An 18324-nucleotide genomic window follows, 5' to 3' on the forward strand; every position below is an offset into this window, starting at 1 on the left:
GGTATCCCCCGATCCCCCTTCTCTTCCCCCAAGATTGGGGGCGAGGGGGTTGAGCAGCAGTTAATCAGAGTTTCCTAACCACCCAATATGCTCACTGCTTGGAGCGAATGACGGACGACTCAGAAGGAGAAAATTATTCCCAAACAAACCATCGACACCCAATCCCAGCCGGAGAAGGCCATTCTGATCGGCGTGGAAACCAAAAGAGGCAGGAAAGCTTGGACTCTCGAGGATTCCATGACGGAGCTGGCCTTGCTGGCAAAAACTGCCGGGGCTGAAGTAGTCGGCACGCTGACCCAGCGCATGGATCGGACAAGTTCTTCACATCTGCTGGGAAAGGGAAAGCTGGAAGAGCTGCTGGCTCTCAAAGACGAAATGGGATATGATCTGGTGGTCTTCGATGAAGAGCTTTCTCCGGCACAGCAAAGGAATCTGGACCGGGCTTTGGGAGTCAAGGTTCTCGACCGCACGGCGCTTATCCTGGACATTTTCGCCAAACGCGCCCAAACTCACGAAGGGCGCCTCCAGGTGGAGTTGGCCCAGAATGAGTACCTCCTGCCTCGCTTGGCTGGCCTGTGGCCGCACCTGGAGCGTTTGGGTGGAGGGATCGGAACCAGGGGGCCGGGTGAGAAGCAGCTCGAATCCGACAGGCGGGTGATCGAGACCCGGATCAAGCGCCTCAAGGATGAGATTGAAGGGGTCCGCAAGCATCGGAAGCTTCACAGGAAACGCCGCTCAGCCACAGGGGTTCCCGTGGTGGCCCTGGTTGGCTATACCAATGCGGGCAAAAGCACCCTGATGAATGCGCTCAGCCGGGCCGACGTCTTTGTTGAAGATAAGCTCTTTGCCACGCTGGATACCACTACCCGTCGATTGACCTTGCCCAGCCATCAGGAAATACTCCTCAGCGATACAGTGGGATTTATCCAGAAATTGCCGCCGACGGTGGTTGCAGCCTTCAAAGCCACGCTGGAGGAACTTGCAGAGGCGGATATCTTGCTCCATGTGATCGATATCACCCATCCCAATGCCGCCGAACAGGGAGAGACGGTTGAGAGTCTCCTCAAGGAACTGGGGCTGGAAAACAAACCCCGGATCATGGCCATGAACAAAATCGATCTGCTGGATCGGGAGACAGGGCTCTGTGGTGAAGCAGCCGTCGATCACTACAGAAAAAGACTGGATGATGATATCGGCGCAGTGGAATTGATTTCGGCGGATAAGGGATGGGGGCTCAAGAAACTACTCGATCGGATTACCATGGTGCTGAGCGCCAAGATGGTGGATATCACCGTTGATATTCCCTACAGTGCCGCGGCTCTGGTAAACTTGTTTCGTCGGTACGGATCGATTGATCATGAGGAGCACACGGAGTTAGGCTTGCATATCTCGGGGAAAATACCGGAGCAACTGGCGCCCAAATTCAGCGGCGTCGAATCCTCAGACCTGTAGGGGCGATTAATCAATCGCCCCTACCCTGGCGAAAACCAGCACACCATTTTGCCCGCCGAACCCAAAAGCATTGGAGAGGGCCGCGTGGATTTTCGTCTCTCGGGCGTGATTGGGGACAACATCCAGGTCGCATTCCGGGTCTTTTGTATCGTAGTTGATGGTGGGGGGCAAGATGCCGTGATGCACCGTGAGAACCGTGGCAGCAGCTTCGATGGCCCCTGCCGCTCCCAGTGTGTGTCCGATCATGGACTTATTGGAACTCACCGGAATCCTTCTCTCCCCAAAAACGCGGCGTATGGCCACGGTTTCGATTCTGTCATTGACCTTGGTGGATGTTCCGTGAGCGTTGATATATCCGATGTCTTCCGCATGGAGTTTGGAATCTCTCAGGGCTTCCTCTATGGCGGCCGCCGCCCATCGGCCTTCCGATTCGGGGAGGGCGATGTTATACGCATCACAGGTCATGCCAAAACCCTTGAGCACAGCCAGAGGCTCCGCTCCACGCTTTCGGGCATGTTCCATGGTTTCCAGAACCAGCACGCCTGCTCCCTCTCCGATCACAAATCCGTCCCGATCGGCATCAAACGGACGGCTGGCCTTTTCAGGTTCTCCGTTACGACGCGAGAGCACGCCCATACAGGCATAGCCATCGACAACCATGGGGGTAATCGTCGATTCGGCTCCTCCGGCAAGGACAACATCAGCTCTGCCTTCTCTCAAGAGCCCGAGGGCTGTGCCGATGGCAAAGGCTCCGGTGGCACAAGCCGCAGCGACCCCAAGATTTGGCCCATGAATTCCCAGAGCGATTGCTGCGTTGCACGCCGGCATATTGGGAATGATCTTGGGGATCGATAGGGGATTGACGGAACCGGGCCCTTTCTGTTGAAATCGGAGGTGCTGCTCCTCAATGTTCGTATAATCTCCTGCCGCCGACCCGATAACACATCCGACCCTGGCCGGATTTTCTCTTTGGAGGTCAAGCCCGGCATCTTTCACAGCCTCAATCGCCGCACACGCGGCAAGTTGAGAGACACGGGCCATTTTGCGGGCTTCTTTGCGGGAGAGGAAGTTTTCAGGGTTGAATGAGGCAACTTCGGAGGCGATCTGGCTCAGATGTCCCTCGGGGTCGAACGCCTGAATGCGGTTCACGCCGGACTTGCCGGAGATGAGGGCTTTCCAGAAATCATTCCTGTTGCAGCCGATGGAAGTGAAGACCCCGAGGCCAGTAACAACGATTTGGCTGCTGTCTGGCATTTTCACTCCGCATTCTTGCTCAGGTAGTAGGCGGTTTCTTCAGCCAGTTGTCCAATCAGCTCCTTAACCGGAACAATCTCGGTACATCGATACGCATTGGCCCCGGCGAAAGCGAAAGCTTCATCGAGATTCCCCTCTGCAGCCCTCACCAAGACCTTGGCAATGCAATACGGAGCCGTCTTGGGATTGCAGCTCTTGAGACACTTATAAGTGCATTTGAAGGGAACCGTTTCGCCCCTTTTGATTCTTTCCACAAATTCATTGTTGATGACTCTTCCCGGCATTCCTACCGGGCTCTTGATAATCGTCAGGTCTTCTTTCCGGGCCTTCAAATAGGCCTGTTTAAAGCTCTCGTGAACATCGCATTCATCGGTGCAAACGAAACGGGTTGCTATTTGAACCCCGGAGGCGCCCATTTTAAGCACCCGCGCGATATCCTTTCCGTCGAAAATACCCCCAGCAGCGACTACTGGAACCGGCGGATCAAATGCGTTGGCCACCCTTATCACGTCGACGAGAATTTCATCAAGCGTGGGAGCCGTTCCGTTCAGAAGTTCTTCATACCCGAACCCGAGGTGTCCGCCTGCCTTGGCTCCTTCAACGACCACCGCATCGGGGGCTCTGCCATAGTGCTGTTTCCATTTCCGGTAAATGATGCTGAGCGCTCTGGCTGAGGATACAATAGGAACCAGCTTGGTTGGCTTCCCTTCGACGAACTTGGGGAGGTCGAGTGGAAGCCCTGCGCCGGAGATGATCATATCGACTCCCTCTTCGGCAGCGGTTGCGGTGAGGTTATCGAAATTGGAAAGCACCACCATCACGTTTACGCCGATGATCCCGTCGGTCAGGCTTTTTGTTTTCCGCAGTTCCTCTCTCAAGACCAACTCGTTTAATCGGACGAACTCCGATCCCGGGTGGTCTTCGAAAGGGCCCAGCCCAACTGCGGAAACAACACCCACACAGCCTTCATTGGCCACTGCAGCGGCGAGATTGGCTTTTGATACGCGGACTCCCATCCCTCCCTGAATAATAGGGGGGTTGATTTCCAGATCGCCGACGATCAGTGAGGGTGTTTTATGGTTTTGTGTAGACACTTGCTTTATGAGTTTGGTCCTCCCTGACAGATTCTATGCCGCCACTGAAACATCTCAGTTTGGATCGTACTGCCTGAAAAAACGCAGAGTGCCCATCCTAGAGTAGAGCCACGGCGGTGAGTCCGATGAGACCAGTGCAGATGCTCTATTGCTGGCTGTACTGCCATTTCATTTCAAACGCATTCTTATCGGACATCTTGTATTTTAACGCATCAGGATGAAATTGGCCACTTTTTGAGAGGAGCTTTCATCCGGGGTTTATCCATTGGGGTGGGGCTAAGTGATGCTTGACATTATATAGTTTATTCGATAAACTATTTACCAATACGATAGGCTTCAAGCGCAGGGAAGGTGGATACGGAAAACAGGCATCTGGACAGGGTCATCGAAGCGATGGTGCGGACTCCCCCCATCATCCACAGGAAACTGAACCAAAACATCTTAAAGGTTGCCCTCGAACAGGTCGGCGGGGACATAGCTCTTCATCACCTCATGATCATGAGACTGCTTCAGACAGAAGGGTCTCTCCACAGCTCTGAAATCGGCGAAACTATCGCCATCTCCAAAGCTCAAATGACGCATTCCATCAATAAACTGGTAAGCCTGGACCTGGTTCAGAGTCAACCCGATACCGTGGACAGAAGAAAGGTCAACATTCGGCTGACATCAAAAGGCCAGAAGACAATGGAAAAGCTGGATGAAATTATCAAAAATCGCATAGCGGCCAGACTTTCGGCCCTTGGCGACGAGGAACTGGAGAAGCTGGCCCAATCCTATGAGTTTATTGCCAAGACGTTCTCAGATTTACAGTAGGTCTGAGCCAAAAGGAGTATTGCATGTGGCATTTAACCAAATTCGCGGTGCAGAATCGGATACTTGTCTTTTTGGTGGCGGTGTTGCTCCTGATCACCTCCGTTTGGGCTCTCTTCAGCATGAAGACGGAGATGATACCGGACATCCAGTTTCCTTATTTGACCATCATCACTGTGTATCCGGAAGCCTCGCCTGATGTAGTGGCCAGCAACGTCAGCACGCCGATAGAAAAGGTGATATCGGAGCGTTGGGATGGGCATGGCCTGAAGAGCGTTACCTCAACCTCGGCCAACAACGTCTCGGTGATTGAGGCTGAATTTGCATTCGGCACCAACATGGACAAAGTGACCCAGGCGATACGCCAGAGCATCAGCCAGCTGGACTTCCCGCCGGAGGTGCTCAATTATGCCCGGGAGAATTCGGGGGTAAATGAAAACCCGCGGGTGATCCCCATCGATATGAGCATCATGCCGCTGGTGGTCTTCAGTCTCAGCGGCGACTTTCCTCCCGATAAGCTCAAAGAGATCGCCGATTCGCGGATCGTGCCTCAGATGAAGGCAGTCAAAGGTATCATTAGTGCCGAAACTGAGGGTGGCGAGAAAGAGCAGGTGATCATTGTCCCTGATCCCGCCAAATTGAGCCAATTCGGCATCTCCCTGTCTCAAATCGTTGATCATCTTGGCCTCGCCTATGATTCGCTGGGCCAAATCGAGAATGCTGCGATGGGAACCGATGGGGCGACTCTGAAGGACGTAGCCGCGGTTGGCCTGGGCCCGGGGCCGATGACCGTGCTCACACGGAGCGCCAGCAGTTCCAGTGAGACCAGCAAGCCCAGCGTCGTCATCCAGGTCCTGAAGAAGGACTCTGCCAACACGGTGGATGTGGCTAATGCCGTGGTCGCCAGAGCAGAGGAGATCAACAACCTCGATAGCGGAGTGGAATTAACCGTTCTCTTTGATCAATCGGACTACATTGAGAAAAGCATCAGCCAACTGGAGGAGAAGGCCATCATCGGCGGGGTCCTGGCGATTGCGGTGGTTTTTCTCTTCCTGATGGCGGTACGGGCCTCGCTGGTCACGGCGATATCGATTCCTTCCAGCGTCTTTATTGGTTTTCTGGCCATGTACGCTTTTGGCATAACCATCAACATCATGACTCTGAGCGCCATGTCTATCGCCGTCGGCAGACTCATTGACGACAGTATCGTCATCGTGGAAATAATTTATCGGCGACTTCAGCGAGGAGAGGTGTTCAGGGATGCGGCCATAGGTGGGGCCAAAGAGGTGGCAACTCCCATTACCTCAGCCACGCTGGCCACCGTGGCTATTTTCCTGCCGCTGATGTTTGTGGGTGGAATTGTCGGGGAATTGTTCATCCCGTTTGCCCTCACGGTCACTTTTGCCATGATCGCTTCGCTTTTGGTGGCGCTCATGCTAGTGCCCGCTTTGTCCAATCTGCTGGTGGGAGATCGGACTCAGACCAAGCGTGAGGTAACCTGGTATCAGCGGGGATATGTCAGGGTTCTGGGATGGGCTCTGGCACATCGAGCACGCGTTCTGATCATTGTCATCGTGCTCTTCTTGAGCAGCGGGGGCCTGGTATCGATGATCGGCACCTCTTTTATGTCCGGCATGGGCGATAAGGCGCTGACGGCAAACATCCAGATGCCGGCGGGAACTGATATCAAGGTCACCAGCCAGAAAGCCGCCGAGGTTGAAGCGCTGCTTGCAGATAATCCGCAAATCAAGAAGTTTGCTACAACCGTCGGCACCTCAACTTCGTTGTGGGGTGCTATGAGCACTGCATCCGGAGGAGGCAACAACACTGCCGAAATCAGTATCTACCTCAAATCTGGCGCCAACTTGACCCGAGAAGCCGATAACCTCCGCGATGCCTGCCAGAAGATAACCGGCGATGCCAAAATAGCGATTACTACCTCTGAATCGGATAGCGGCATGGGGTCCGGACTGGATATCTCCATCCAGGGCGAAAACTATGAAGACATTGCTGCCACCGCCAAAGAGCTGACTTCCCGGATTGAGGGAATCAAGGGGCTGGAGAACGTGGAGGCCAATGTGGCCCAGGTTGTGCCCAAACTCGATATCGAGCTGGACCCCGCCAGAGCACAGGCTCTGGGAATGGCCACCGAGCGACTGCAAGAGGAATTTGACCTGTTGATGATGGGCGGCGTTTTGCCGGATAAGTCGGCGACGATCAATGGCGAAACGTATCAGATCTCCGTCAGGGGCGTATCGGATCGATTGAGTGGTGATCTGGAGCAAATCAAGGCGCTTCCTATTGGGTGGCCGCAATCGGCAAGTCTGGGTGATGTTGCCTCCGTCACTCTACCCGAAAGGCCAACCCATGTGATTCATATCGACCAGGTCCTGGCTGCCAAGATCACGGGCGAGATCACGGATAAGGATGTGGGGGCAGTCAATGCCAAGGTCAAAAAGCAGATCAACAAACTGGCGGACACACCGGGCGTGAAGGTGGAGATGCACGGCGCCGCAGAGGACATGGAGGAAACCTTCACGCGAATGGTTATCGCCATATTGGCTGCTATTGTGATCTCCTTCATGGTGGTGGCGCTGATCATGCGCTCGATCCTCAACCCGTTGATCATTATGGTCAGCCTGCCGCTGGCATCGATCGGCGCTATGCTGGCCCTGTTCATCACCGGCCATACCATAAGCGTCTCATCTCTGATGGGCATCCTCATGCTGGTGGGCATCGTTCTCACCAATGCCATAGTGCTCATCTCTCTGGTGGAACAGTTGCGGATGAGCGGAATGAATACCCATGACGCGCTCATAGAGGGCGGCCGGACGAGGCTGCGTCCGATTCTAATGACGGCGATGACCACCATCTTCGCTATGATGCCGCTGGCTCTGGGTGTGAGTTCGGGAACCATGATCGCTGCTGATCTCGGTGTGGTAGTCATCGGCGGGATGTTCAGTTCCACCCTGCTGACGCTCATTGTGATTCCGGTGGTCTACAGCCTGACCGACCGCTTCCGGCGCGGGCCAAAATCGGCAAGATCTGTTTAGCAGCTGATATCAAACAGAAGCTTGGAGGGGCGCGATTTATCGCGCCCCTTGTTTTTGGTGTGAGCAGCTTCGAGCCCGAGTCTATTCTTGGCAAGAAACGTTGACCTTCTCTGTCTTTGCATGCTACTATGGCAGTGAAGAAACGGGAAATTGATGAGTTTGTCTTCCGCGCTCAATCCTCCGGGGCGAGTTTGCCATCCTAACGGCTTTATTGAAGACTGCGGACGTTTGGAGTGGCGATACTTCTCTCCTTGTTTTGGATGTTCAGGTTCTGCTATACCAGTTTGCCCTTCCTCACTCTGTGGGCAATGGAGGCCTCAAGTTGTTTAAGTTGTTCAAATTCTCTCTTGTGCCGCGAGAAAAGAGATTTGCTGCCTTTTTCGAGCAAGGTGCCCAGAATGCGGTCAAAACGGCTCAGCAGTTGAAAGACCTGGTATATGTCTGGGAGGACGTTAAGGAAAGGGTGCAGATGATCGGCGAGTTGGAGCGTCAGGGAGATGCTATCACTCACCAGATCATGGCCCAGTTACACGCCTCGTTTATTACCCCGTTTGACCGAGAGGACATTGCGCTGTTGGCCAATTCCCTGGATGATGTGACTGACTATATCAACGCAGCAAGTGACGCGATGTTGCTCTATAATGTTGCGCAACCCACAGAGAAATCCAAGGCAATGGTTACTACTTTGGTGCAAGCAGTAACCGAAGTGGAAAAGGCTATAGCTGAAATCAGCGGCCACATTAACCGGGATCAGCTTCTCCGGCGATGCGTGGAGATCAATCGCCTGGAGAACGTGGGAGACGGCCTTTATCGTGCGGCGATGGCAGAACTTTTTGCCAACTCGCTGGAAGCCGCATATCTCATCAAGTGGCGAGAGATTTATGATCGTATTGAGTGTGCCGTTGACAGCTGTGAGGATGTGGCCAACGTGCTGGAAGGCATGGCCCTGAAATATGCATAGGCCCAACAAAACTCGCCCCATAACTCTATCCTGCAAGTGAAACTTTAATGGATGTATCCCTGCTCATAGTACTGTTTTTGGTTCTCGCGGCCGAGTTTGTTAACGGCTGGAATGATGCCCCCAATGTCATCGCTACCGTGATCTCAACAAGGGCCCTATCCCCTGTCAAAGCCTTGGCAATGGCTTCTGTTCTGAACGTTTTGGGTGTAATACTGACCGGTACTGCGGTTGCGTCCACTATCGGCAAGGATATTGTCCAACCCGACGCCATAGGACTCTCTGTCGTAGCTGCCGGTGTTCTCAGTATAGCTACCTGGGGTGCGATTGCCACCCTCATCGGACTACCGATCAGCATTTCTCACGGCCTGCTTTCCGGATTGGCTGGTGCCGCTGTAGCTACGGCAGGCATTGATGTATTGCTCTGGAAAGGATGGGGGAAAGTAATTGAAGGGTTAGGATTCTCCACCATTATCGGGTTTTCTGCTGCTTTTATTCTCATGATATTGCTGTACTGGATTTTACGTCGGAGTCGACCTTCCAGAGTTAGAGGGCTATTTAGACCGCTTCAGATTGTTTCTGCTGCTTTTATGGCGTTCAGCCATGGAGGCAACGACGGACAGAAGTTCATGGGGGTTTTCACGCTTGCTCTGGTGCTAGGGGGGAACCTGCAGAGCTTCGAGGTTCCCTTCTGGGTAATCCTCCTCTGTGGATCGGTCATGGGATTGGGCACTTTCATTGGTGGTCAGAGCGTTATCAAAACGATGGGTTTTGGTTTGACGAAGCTTGAGCCGGTGCAAGGATTCGCTGCCCAAACTGCTGCTGCCTCAGCCATCCAGGTAGCCTCACACTGGGGAATTCCCTTGAGTACCACTCATACGATTAACACATCGATCATGGGCGTAGGCGCCAGCCGTCGATTCTCTGCGGTGCGCTGGGGGCTGGGCAGAAGCATTGTCAGCGCCTGGATCTTTACCTTTCCCATCTGCGCAGCACTGGGCGCAGTCTTCGCATTGGTCTTTGACTGTATATTCTGATTTTGGAGCTGATTTATTGTGTGCCAATGGGGATTTTGTAGTAAGATGGGTTGCTACCCGGTGAATATTTGAAAGGGGGATCAGAATGATGGAAACAAATTCCGATATTCAAAGCAGTCTGAGGACGATCCAGGATGATGTTCTGTCTATGGGAAACTTGGTGAGTAAGGCAATGGACCGCTCGATTCAGGCATTGCAGAAGCGGGACCTGACTCTGGCACACAAAATAATTGCCGATGATGACCGGATTAACAAGCAGCGGTTCAGCATAGAAGATAAGTGCATCGGACTGATGGGTCTGCAGAAACTGGAGACAGAAGACCTGCGAGTCGTGGTGGCGGTTCTCAATATCATAACGGAGCTGGAGCGAATTGGGGACTACGCGGAAGGGATCGCCCGGGTCACCATTATGATTGGTGAGGAGCCGCCGCTAAAGCCTCTGATTGATATCCCCCGTATGGCGCAGATCACCATAGAGATGATAGAGAAAAGCCTTCAGGCTTTCGTATCCCGTGATGTGGAAATGGCCAAGCAACTCGTCAGCATGGATAGCGTGGTGGATGCGCTGAATGACCAGATATTTCGTGAGCTGCTGACCTTCATGATGGTCGATCCCAAAACAATCAATCGCGCTACTCGCCTGATATGGGTTTCTCATAACCTCGAGCGGGCTGCCGACCGGGCTACCAATATCTGCGAACGCGTGATATTCACGGTGACCGGAAAAATGGAGGAAATCGGGGATTCGCAGTAATAGTGTCTTCCCTGTTTCGATTGCCGATCAGCTCTCTCTTTGTGGCATGAAGCTCGCTTCTTGAGTGCCTTCCGAAGACCTCCCCTATTGCATGGCTCTCTGGGGAAGCCATGCTCATGGCAGAGAGAATCCTGCTCAGAGGTTTCCTAGTAGATGGTTGTCCCGCTGGCTTTCCCCTCGAGAGCGCCCAAGAGCGCATGGGGCAATCGCCCGTCGATGATCTGCACCAGAGGAGTTGTCTTCAGTGCCTTGAGGGCTGCGTCTGCTTTGGGAATCATCCCACCAGAGATAACCCCACAGGCCATGAGAGACTTGACCTGGGCCCCCGTGAGCTTGGAGATCAGTTGCCCCTCGCTATCACGGATCCCCTCCACATCGGTGAGAAAAACAAGCCTGTCCGCACCGATGGCGGCAGCAATCTCACCGGCCATCTCATCTCCGTTGACATTAAGATAAGAGACCTGGCGCGTCTTGCCGGGCGCTTTGGCGCAGGGTGGAGCAATCACCGGGATGAATCCGCCGCGCAGCACAGTCTCCACAACTTGGGGATTGACTCTGATAATTCTGCCCACGTACCCCAAATCGGGATTTTCGATTTTGCTGATAATGAGATTGCCGTCCACTCCGGTCATTCCGATAGCTCTCCCGCCGAGCGAGTTGATATCGGCCACCAGTTCGGTATTGACCAGCCCGCCCAGAACCGCTGCCACCATTTCGAGCGAATCTCCGTCGGTCACTCTGAGGCCGTTGACGAATGTGGAAGTTACGCCCTGTCGTTCCAGCCACGCGGTTACCTTTTTGGCCCCGCCATGAATCACCACCGAGAGTATTCCTCTCCTCTGAAGTGCTACCAGATCCTCCAGCGTGGTATCATGGCTGCCCAGCGTGCTGCCGCCGATTTTTACCACGAGCGGTTTTCTTGCTTCTGTCCGCACTTTTGCTCGTTGCGAAAAAGTGCGGACAGAGTCCGGATCAAACACCTGAACCTCCCTGTCCCCTACGTAGTATAATCCCCATTGACTGCGATGTACTCCTCCGTCAGGTCGCATCCCCAGGCAGTTGCCTGGCCATCTCCCAGGTTCAGACAGAGGCGAAAATGGACTTCATTTCGTTTCATCAGTGCCGCTGCCTCTTTTTTGTCAAATGGCAAAGGGCGTCCCGCCTTCATCAAGGGGAGCAAATCAAGAAAGAGGTCTAGTTTTGATTCTATTACCTGTGCCCCACTACGTCCCGCCGCGGCAATCACCCGGCCCCAGTTCGGATCACACCCGTAAACTGCCGTCTTGACTAGCGATGAGGCTACAATGGTGCGGGCAGCGACCCGGGCTTCACCGGAAGAGACAGCTCCTTCGACGATAACCTCGATTAACTTTGTGGCCCCTTCGCCATCGCGGGCAATGCATTTGGCAAGATGAACACAGACCGCGTCCAATGCCGATTGAAACGCGCTCGCCCCCGGAGAATCATCCCGTAAAGGCTCATTGCCAGCCAGTCCGTTGGCAAAGATCAGCAGGGTATCATTGGTGCTGGTATCGCCATCAATGGTAACCATGTTGAAAGAAACATCCGCAGCCCTTTTAAGCGCCGTCTGCAGGAAGTCGGGGTCAACGGCGGCATCGGTAGTCAGAAAGCCAAGCATCGTGGCCATATCGGGATGGATCATCCCTGCCCCTTTGCACACTCCGCCAATGGTTACCGGCTGGTTATCGATTTGAAAAGAGACCGCAATCTCCTTGGGAACAGTATCGGTGGTCATGATGGCCTGAGCGAGATCGTGGCCGCTGCGCGGAGAGAGTTTGATTTCCTGGATGCCCTGCTGGATTCTGTCCATCGGCAGATAGGTGCCGATCACCCCGGTGCTGGCAACCATCACCTGATCTGGAGTGAGCCCCAATCTGGCTGCGGCAAGGGAAGCCATCTGCTCGGCATCGGCAAGGCCTTTCTCCGCGGTGCAGGCATTGGCACAGCCGCTATTGACCACCAGCGCTTGAGCCCCTTTGTTTTTGAGATGTTTTTGGTCGAGGATCACCGGGGCCGCTTTGATCATATTGGTGGTGAACACGCCTGCTATGGCGCAAGGAACATCCGAATAAAGGATCGCCATATCGAAGGGTTTCTCCTTCCAGGCCTTGATATTGGCAAATGTAGCGCCTGCGGAGAACCCCCTGGGAGAAGTAATGCTGCCGTCATCAATAGGTTTGTGATTCACAACGGCTATCACTATATCACTCCCAGTCTGGCGGGGCAAGCGGCTGGATTTGATTCAATATACGTCGGTGGAAGTCTCAGCGGCTGGCAAGGCAATTGATGGACATTTAGTGTAGAATGGAAATGGGGATGGGAAGTATAGTCTTGTTTCCTCCAGAGCAGAGAGCCCCTATTCTCTGCACATATCAGGGGTACGAGTCAAGGATGATTGAACAACATATGCCCGGAATCAGACGATCGCCGGGGGAAACCCTGAAATTATGGCTACACCTTTCGCGGCTGCCGTTTCATTCGGTGGGCGTGTCCCCCTTTATTCTGGGGACAGTTCTGGCCTGGGATATCTATGGAACCTTCAGCCTGCCGATTTTCGGTTTTGCCACCCTCGCGGTAATTCTGATCATGCTCGCTACCTACTACGGCGGCGAGTATCATGATCTGGAAGAGGATTCCCTGGCGGCGCAGCAGGGAAAGAACCCCTTTTCCGGCGGCTCCCAGGTAATCGTCAAGAGGCTGATGCCGCGCAGCTACGCCAAAATTGGCTCCTACACAGCGATCGGTCTGGCGGGGGGGATTGGCCTTCTTCTTCAGTTCTACTATCATACCGGCGCGTGGACCATCCCGCTGGGATTGATCGGCATGATCTCCGGGTTCTTCTATTCCGCGCCTCCGCTGCGCTGGGTCAAGCGGGGATTCGGGGAACTGTTTATCGGACTCTCATACGGATGGCTTCCGGTGGCTACTGCCTTCTATCTGCAGACGGGCACTATGGCCGGGATAGGGAACTGGATTTCAATACCGATCGCCTGCAGTATTTTCAACGTCATTCTGATCAATGAATTCCCGGACTATCCGGCTGACCTGAAGGCGGGAAAGAGAAATCTGACCGTCAGAGTAGGGAAGCGTGCCGCAGCCCGAATATACGTTACGATGGCAATCATCTCATGGCTGGCTTTCGTTTGGTCGGTCAATCGCGGAGTGCCGTCTATCAGCCTTCTCTTCTATCTCCCCATCTTCCTGCTGGGACTGAAGGCCGTGGCCATGGTGATCAATAAAGAATATCTGGACGCGAAACGTCTTGAGGTGATCTGCGGACTGACGATCATGACCAATCTGGGAACCGCGCTGGCCTATATGCTGGCTATCTGGTTGGGAAACTGAACCGATGCAAATGCTCGAACCTTTCAAATGGCCGGTGAGGTCCATCTTATGGCCGCCATCGCTGGTTTCCAGGCAACTGACCAGCGCCCTCTATTTTTCCTATCTGGTGAAGTGGAACCATTTCCCCCAGTGGTTTTTTACGCACGGGTTTGGCTCTCTTCCCGTATCGGCAGGTTCCATCGGCATGGGGTGCATCGGCTTTCCCAATCACCCTGCCTGGGAGGTGACATCCGCCTGCAATCTGCGCTGCATTCACTGTCATGCTACCAGCAGCGAACCCCACAAGGATGAACTGACCACCAGTCAAGCCAAGAAATTCATCGAAGATCTCGCCCGGGTCAGGGGATTCCGAATGCTGGTTTACACTGGCGGCGAGCCCCTGGTGCGTCCCGACATCTTCGAACTACTGCATCATTCAAAGAGGTATGGCTTCACAAATGTCCTGGCCACCAATGGCACCCTGATCGATGAGAAGATGGCTTTTAAGCTGAGAGACGCGGGTGTGGTGGGGGCGGCCGTCAGCCTCGATTCCTCCTGTAGCCAAACTCACAATTACATCCGCCGGAATGACAATGCATTCGATCTGGCCATGCGCGGGATAAGATCCCTGAAGCGGGCCGGCATCCTGGTGCAGGTGAACTCTACGGCCATGGATTACAACTTTGACACTCTGGATGAACTCATCGATCTGGCGGATAAAGAAGGGGCAGGCATTATGCTCATGTATCAGCTGGTGCCGGTGGGCCGTGGCGCCGGGATCGAGGAAGCTACTCTGGATATCACCCAGAACGAAAAGCTGCTCAAGTCATTGGCTCGCAAGCAACGGCATGTCTCCACTATCATCGAACCGGTGGCCGGTCCTCAATACTGGCCCTATCTGATGCAGCGGCAAGGGAAAACCAATGGCATTCACCTCAAATTTGCCGAGAGGGTTTTTCACGGGTGCTCCGCGGGACGGGGATTCGTCTATATCAAGGCCAACGGGGATGTGTGGCCCTGTCCTTTTGTGGGCATCAGCGCGGGCAATGTGAAGGAGACGCCTTTCGCCAGCATCTGGCGCCAGTCAGAGGTATTCACCGCTTTGCGGAATCGGGAACACACCCTCAAGGGAGCTTGTGGAAAGTGCCAGTATCGCAAGATATGCGGCGGATGCCGGGGACGGGCCATGGCCTACCACGGAGATTATCTGGCTGAAGATCCCTCCTGTTTCCTTCACCGAGATGAGATTGAGGAACCTGTGATGAAATCCTGATCAACCCCCTTGCCCCCAATCATGGGGGGAGCAGGGGAAATCTGGGGGACACCCCCAAACCCCCGGAAGGGAAGTGTCCCTTCAACCTCTCGAAACCTGACGACTGATAATTGATAACCGAGTTCAGCGCACTCTACCCCCGAATCCTGATGCCTCACACGGCTGCTCGGCGGCTTCGCCTTCTGATCATGAACTTCTGGGCCTCCACGATGATCAGCACTGTGGACGCAGTCCCCGCAATCACTACCCAGTCGCCGATTGCCAGAGGAACGGTCTCCATGGCGGTATTCAGGCCGGGCATATAAATAGCTGCCAGCATCATCAGGAACGAGGCGCCGCAGGCGAGCGTCACCCACTTGTTGGTGAACGGCCCGATTCGCAGCAGCGATTCGGTTGCCGAACGGCAGTTGAACGCATTGGCCAGGCGGCACGTGATCAGGGTGGCAAAGAACATGGTCATGGCCTGGGGCAGGTCCACATAGTGATACCAGTACCAATTGAAGACCAGCAGCGAGACGGCGCCAATCCAGAGTCCGATCCCGCCGATGTAGATCAGGGAACGCCGGTCAAACACGCTGGCCTTGGGATTGCGAGGCGGTTGCTTCATGATGCCGGGTTCCGCAGGTTCCACGCCGAGGGCGATCGCCGGAGCGCCGTCCATGAGGAGGTTGATGAAGAGAATCTGCACCGCTCCCAGCGGCAGCGGCAGCCCCACAAAGAGGGCCGCAACCATCGCCAGCACTGCACCTGTGTTTCCGCTCAAAAGGTAGATTAGGTATTTCTTGATATTGGCAAAGATGCTTCGGCCTTCTTCCACCGCCGCCACAATGGAGGTGAAGTTATCATCGGTCAGCACCATGTCTGCCGCTTCCTTGCTGACGTCGGTTCCGGTGATGCCCATTGCCACGCCGATATCGGCCTTCTTCAGGGCAGGGGCATCGTTGATCCCATCGCCGGTCATGGCTACCACATAGCCTTTTTGAGTCAGGGCATCCACTACTCGCATTTTGTGGGCCGGTGAGACCCGCGCGTAGACGTTGACCTGTTCGACGATCTCACTAAATCTGGCATCATCGAGTTCGTCCAGTTCCGCCCCGCTCAGCGCCAGTCCGCCTTCTTTGAGCAGGCCGAGTTCCCGGGCAACGGCCATCGCAGTGATCTTATGATCGCCGGTGATCATCACCGTCTTGATGGAGGCCTCTTCGCAGATGGCTATGGCTGCCTTGACTTCCTCCCGCGGCGGGTCCATCATGCCCACCAGACCGGCAAAAACCATTCCCTGTTCGGCTTGTTCGGGAGAATGGGCATCCGATACGGATTTGTAAGCGAGGCCCAGCACTCTGAGCGCATTTTCCGCCATGCTGCGGGCCACATCCAGAATCTCCTCTCTCTCCGGGCCGGTCAAGTTTTTTTCCTGGCCTTTCCGGTAGATGCGGTCGCAGGCGTTCAGGGTCATTTCCGGAGCCCCTTTGCTGTACGCCACATGACCCTTTGGCATGGCATGGATGGTGGTCATCCGTTTTCTTTCCGAAGAGAAGGGCACCTCATTCACCCGGGGGTATTCCGCTTCCATCCGATCCTGCTGCATCCCGACCTTGGCTGCGGCTACCACCAGCGCACCTTCAGTGGAGTCTCCCTGAATTTTCCAGGCCCCATCCTCATGGATGAGATGGGTATCATTGCACAGCGTTCCGATTTGAAGAAGGGTTTGCAAAGAGCTGTCTTTTCCGATATCCAAGGGTTTGCCTTCCAGAGAGAAAACGCCTTCCGGGGTATAGCCAACGCCTCCGATATCGATGAGTCTGCCGCTGGCCCAGAGCTGGCGGGCGGTCATCTCATCGCGAGTCAGCGTGCCGGTCTTATCGGAGCAAATGACGGAGGTGCATCCCAGGGTTTCCACTGCGGGCAGGTTTCGGATGAGGGCATGGCGTTGCACCATGCGGCGCACTCCCAGGGCCAGGCTGATGGTCACCACGGCAGGCAAAGCTTCCGGGATTACAGCAACGGCCAGAGCCGCGCCCCAGATGAGCATCTCTATTGTCGGGTACCCTTTCAGAATCCCGAAGGCAGCGATGAGGCCACAACCGATCAGGGAGAATATCCCCAGCCACTTGCCGGTTTTATCCAGGCTGATCTGCAAGGGTGTTTTGCGCTCCTCGGCCTCTTCGATCATGGTGGCGATCTTTCCGAACTCGGTGGACATCCCCGTTCCCGCCACAATGCCTTTCCCTCTCCCGTAGGTGATCAGCGTGCCCATGAATGCCATGTTCTTTCTGTCGCCCAGGGAGCACGCTTTATCAGAAACCGGGGCAGTAATCTTTTCCACTGAAACCGACTCTCCGGTGAGGGAGGATTCGTTGACTTGCAGATTCATCGATTCCAGGATTCGCATATCGGCCGGGACTCTGTCTCCGGTTCGCAGCACCACGATATCGCCGGGGACCAGTTCGTTGGCGGGCACTTCCTGTTCTGTCCCATCGCGGATGGCCGAGGCTGTGGGGGCAGCCATTTTCTTCAGGGCATCGAGAGCCTGGCCCGCCCGGTATTCCTGGACAAAGCCCAGCACAGCCGCCAGAATGACGATGGCAATGATGGCGATCGATTCCACCCACTCGCCGATCATCCCGGAGACGAGAGCGGCAATAATCAGGATGACAACGATGAAATTGGTGAACTGTTCCAGGAGCAGCTTTAGCGGAGATTCCTTTTTCTTGGCTACCAGCTCATTCGGTCCGAACTGATCCAGGCGGCGCTTGGCTTCCGATGAGCTCAATCCCTGCTCGCCGGACTCCAGTGACTGAATGACCGATCGAACCTCCTGGAGATGCCAAGTCTTCTCTTCAGGATTCACACTGTTTCCTTCTCTGAATCTGCAAAGGGGGTGACATACTTGCCGGTGGTTGCCCGATCAGATATCTTTACCTTCGCATATTAAACATGTGTCAACAACGCTTGTCAATCCTTACTGCTTGCATTTGGTTGGAGTTGCTCCAGCCCCCCCATTCGTACGTTTACTTCTGCTTTAATAGGCTTGAGGTGAGATATGAACGAAGATAAAGTAACCTGCCAGCATTGTGGATCATCGGCGGTAACCAAGTATGGGCATTACAAGGGAGTGCCAAGATACTGGTGCAAGATATGTGAGCGTAAATTCAAGAACGATGGCGCACTATCCGGCATGAAGACTCCCACCAAGATCGTAGCTTCAGCTTTGAGCATGCATTATGAAGGCATGTCTCAGAACGCCATCAGAAGGCAGTTGAAGCAAGACTATGGTATTTACCCATCAGACGC

Annotated in this window: 14 protein-coding genes; 9 read left to right on the plus strand and 5 right to left on the minus strand. The window is 54.5% G+C overall.

Translation table 11 applies throughout. The annotated features are described in order from the left end of the window. Positions 1-132: 132 nt before the first annotated feature. Positions 133-1452, plus strand: coding sequence for a GTPase HflX (gene hflX / locus PHV74_05530; protein MDD5093825.1), 1320 nt, complete (start codon positions 133-135; stop codon positions 1450-1452). A gap of 6 nt (positions 1453-1458) precedes the next feature. Here the strand turns inward: hflX and fabF are convergent, their stop codons facing one another. Together fabF and PHV74_05540 are read right to left on the minus strand one after the other, a co-directional pair. Further along, a complete protein-coding gene (gene fabF, locus PHV74_05535; GenBank protein ID MDD5093826.1) occupies positions 1459-2706 on the minus strand; it encodes a beta-ketoacyl-ACP synthase II in 1248 nt (415 codons plus the stop codon). Between the two features lie 2 nt (positions 2707-2708). Beyond that, positions 2709-3800 (minus strand): nitronate monooxygenase family protein, encoded by a 1092-nt coding sequence (locus PHV74_05540; protein ID MDD5093827.1) that lies wholly within the window; start codon positions 3798-3800, stop codon positions 2709-2711. Positions 3801-4151: 351 nt separating this feature from the next. Here PHV74_05540 and PHV74_05545 point away from each other — a divergent pair, with 351 nt between their 5' ends. From PHV74_05545 to phoU, 5 genes are all read left to right on the plus strand, one after another. Further along, positions 4152-4613 carry a MarR family transcriptional regulator gene (locus tag PHV74_05545; GenBank protein ID MDD5093828.1) on the plus strand — a complete coding sequence of 154 codons (462 nt, stop codon included), beginning with the start codon at positions 4152-4154 and terminating at the stop codon, positions 4611-4613. A gap of 23 nt (positions 4614-4636) precedes the next feature. Next, positions 4637-7663: an efflux RND transporter permease subunit gene (locus PHV74_05550; GenBank protein ID MDD5093829.1), complete on the plus strand. Its 3027-nt coding sequence runs from the start codon at positions 4637-4639 to the stop codon at positions 7661-7663. Positions 7664-7985: 322 nt separating this feature from the next. Then, entirely contained in the window at positions 7986-8624 is a 639-nt protein-coding gene (locus tag PHV74_05555) for a DUF47 domain-containing protein (GenBank protein ID MDD5093830.1), read from the plus strand. A 47-nt stretch (positions 8625-8671) separates the two neighbouring features. After that, positions 8672-9658, plus strand: coding sequence for an inorganic phosphate transporter (locus tag PHV74_05560; protein ID MDD5093831.1), 987 nt, complete (start codon positions 8672-8674; stop codon positions 9656-9658). 85 nt (positions 9659-9743) lie between these two features. Then, entirely contained in the window at positions 9744-10412 is a 669-nt protein-coding gene (gene phoU, locus PHV74_05565; protein ID MDD5093832.1) for a phosphate signaling complex protein PhoU, read from the plus strand. Between the two features lie 146 nt (positions 10413-10558). Here phoU and argB read toward each other — a convergent pair whose 3' ends face one another. Then, positions 10559-11392 carry an acetylglutamate kinase gene (gene argB, locus PHV74_05570; protein MDD5093833.1) on the minus strand — a complete coding sequence of 278 codons (834 nt, stop codon included), beginning with the start codon at positions 11390-11392 and terminating at the stop codon, positions 10559-10561. A 17-nt stretch (positions 11393-11409) separates the two neighbouring features. Next, the gene (gene argJ, locus PHV74_05575; GenBank protein MDD5093834.1) at positions 11410-12633 is read right to left on the minus strand and encodes a bifunctional glutamate N-acetyltransferase/amino-acid acetyltransferase ArgJ; all 1224 of its coding nucleotides are present in this window, start codon (positions 12631-12633) and stop codon (positions 11410-11412) included. A 206-nt stretch (positions 12634-12839) separates the two neighbouring features. Between argJ and PHV74_05580 the strand changes: the two genes are divergently transcribed. After that, entirely contained in the window at positions 12840-13778 is a 939-nt protein-coding gene (locus PHV74_05580; GenBank protein MDD5093835.1) for a prenyltransferase, read from the plus strand. A gap of 34 nt (positions 13779-13812) precedes the next feature. Further along, positions 13813-15030 carry a radical SAM protein gene (locus PHV74_05585; GenBank protein MDD5093836.1) on the plus strand — a complete coding sequence of 406 codons (1218 nt, stop codon included), beginning with the start codon at positions 13813-13815 and terminating at the stop codon, positions 15028-15030. A gap of 154 nt (positions 15031-15184) precedes the next feature. On the opposite strand, the gene PHV74_05590 is transcribed toward PHV74_05585, so the two are convergent. After that, positions 15185-17881: a calcium-transporting P-type ATPase, PMR1-type gene (locus PHV74_05590; GenBank protein MDD5093837.1), complete on the minus strand. Its 2697-nt coding sequence runs from the start codon at positions 17879-17881 to the stop codon at positions 15185-15187. 192 nt (positions 17882-18073) lie between these two features. Between PHV74_05590 and PHV74_05595 the strand changes: the two genes are divergently transcribed. Next, on the plus strand, positions 18074-18324 hold a 251-nt coding region (locus PHV74_05595; GenBank protein MDD5093838.1), incomplete at its 3' end, for an IS6 family transposase.

It is taken from the genome of Dehalococcoidia bacterium, from assembly GCA_028711995.1.
Taxonomy (GTDB): Bacteria; Chloroflexota; Dehalococcoidia; order SZUA-161; family SpSt-899; genus JAQTRE01.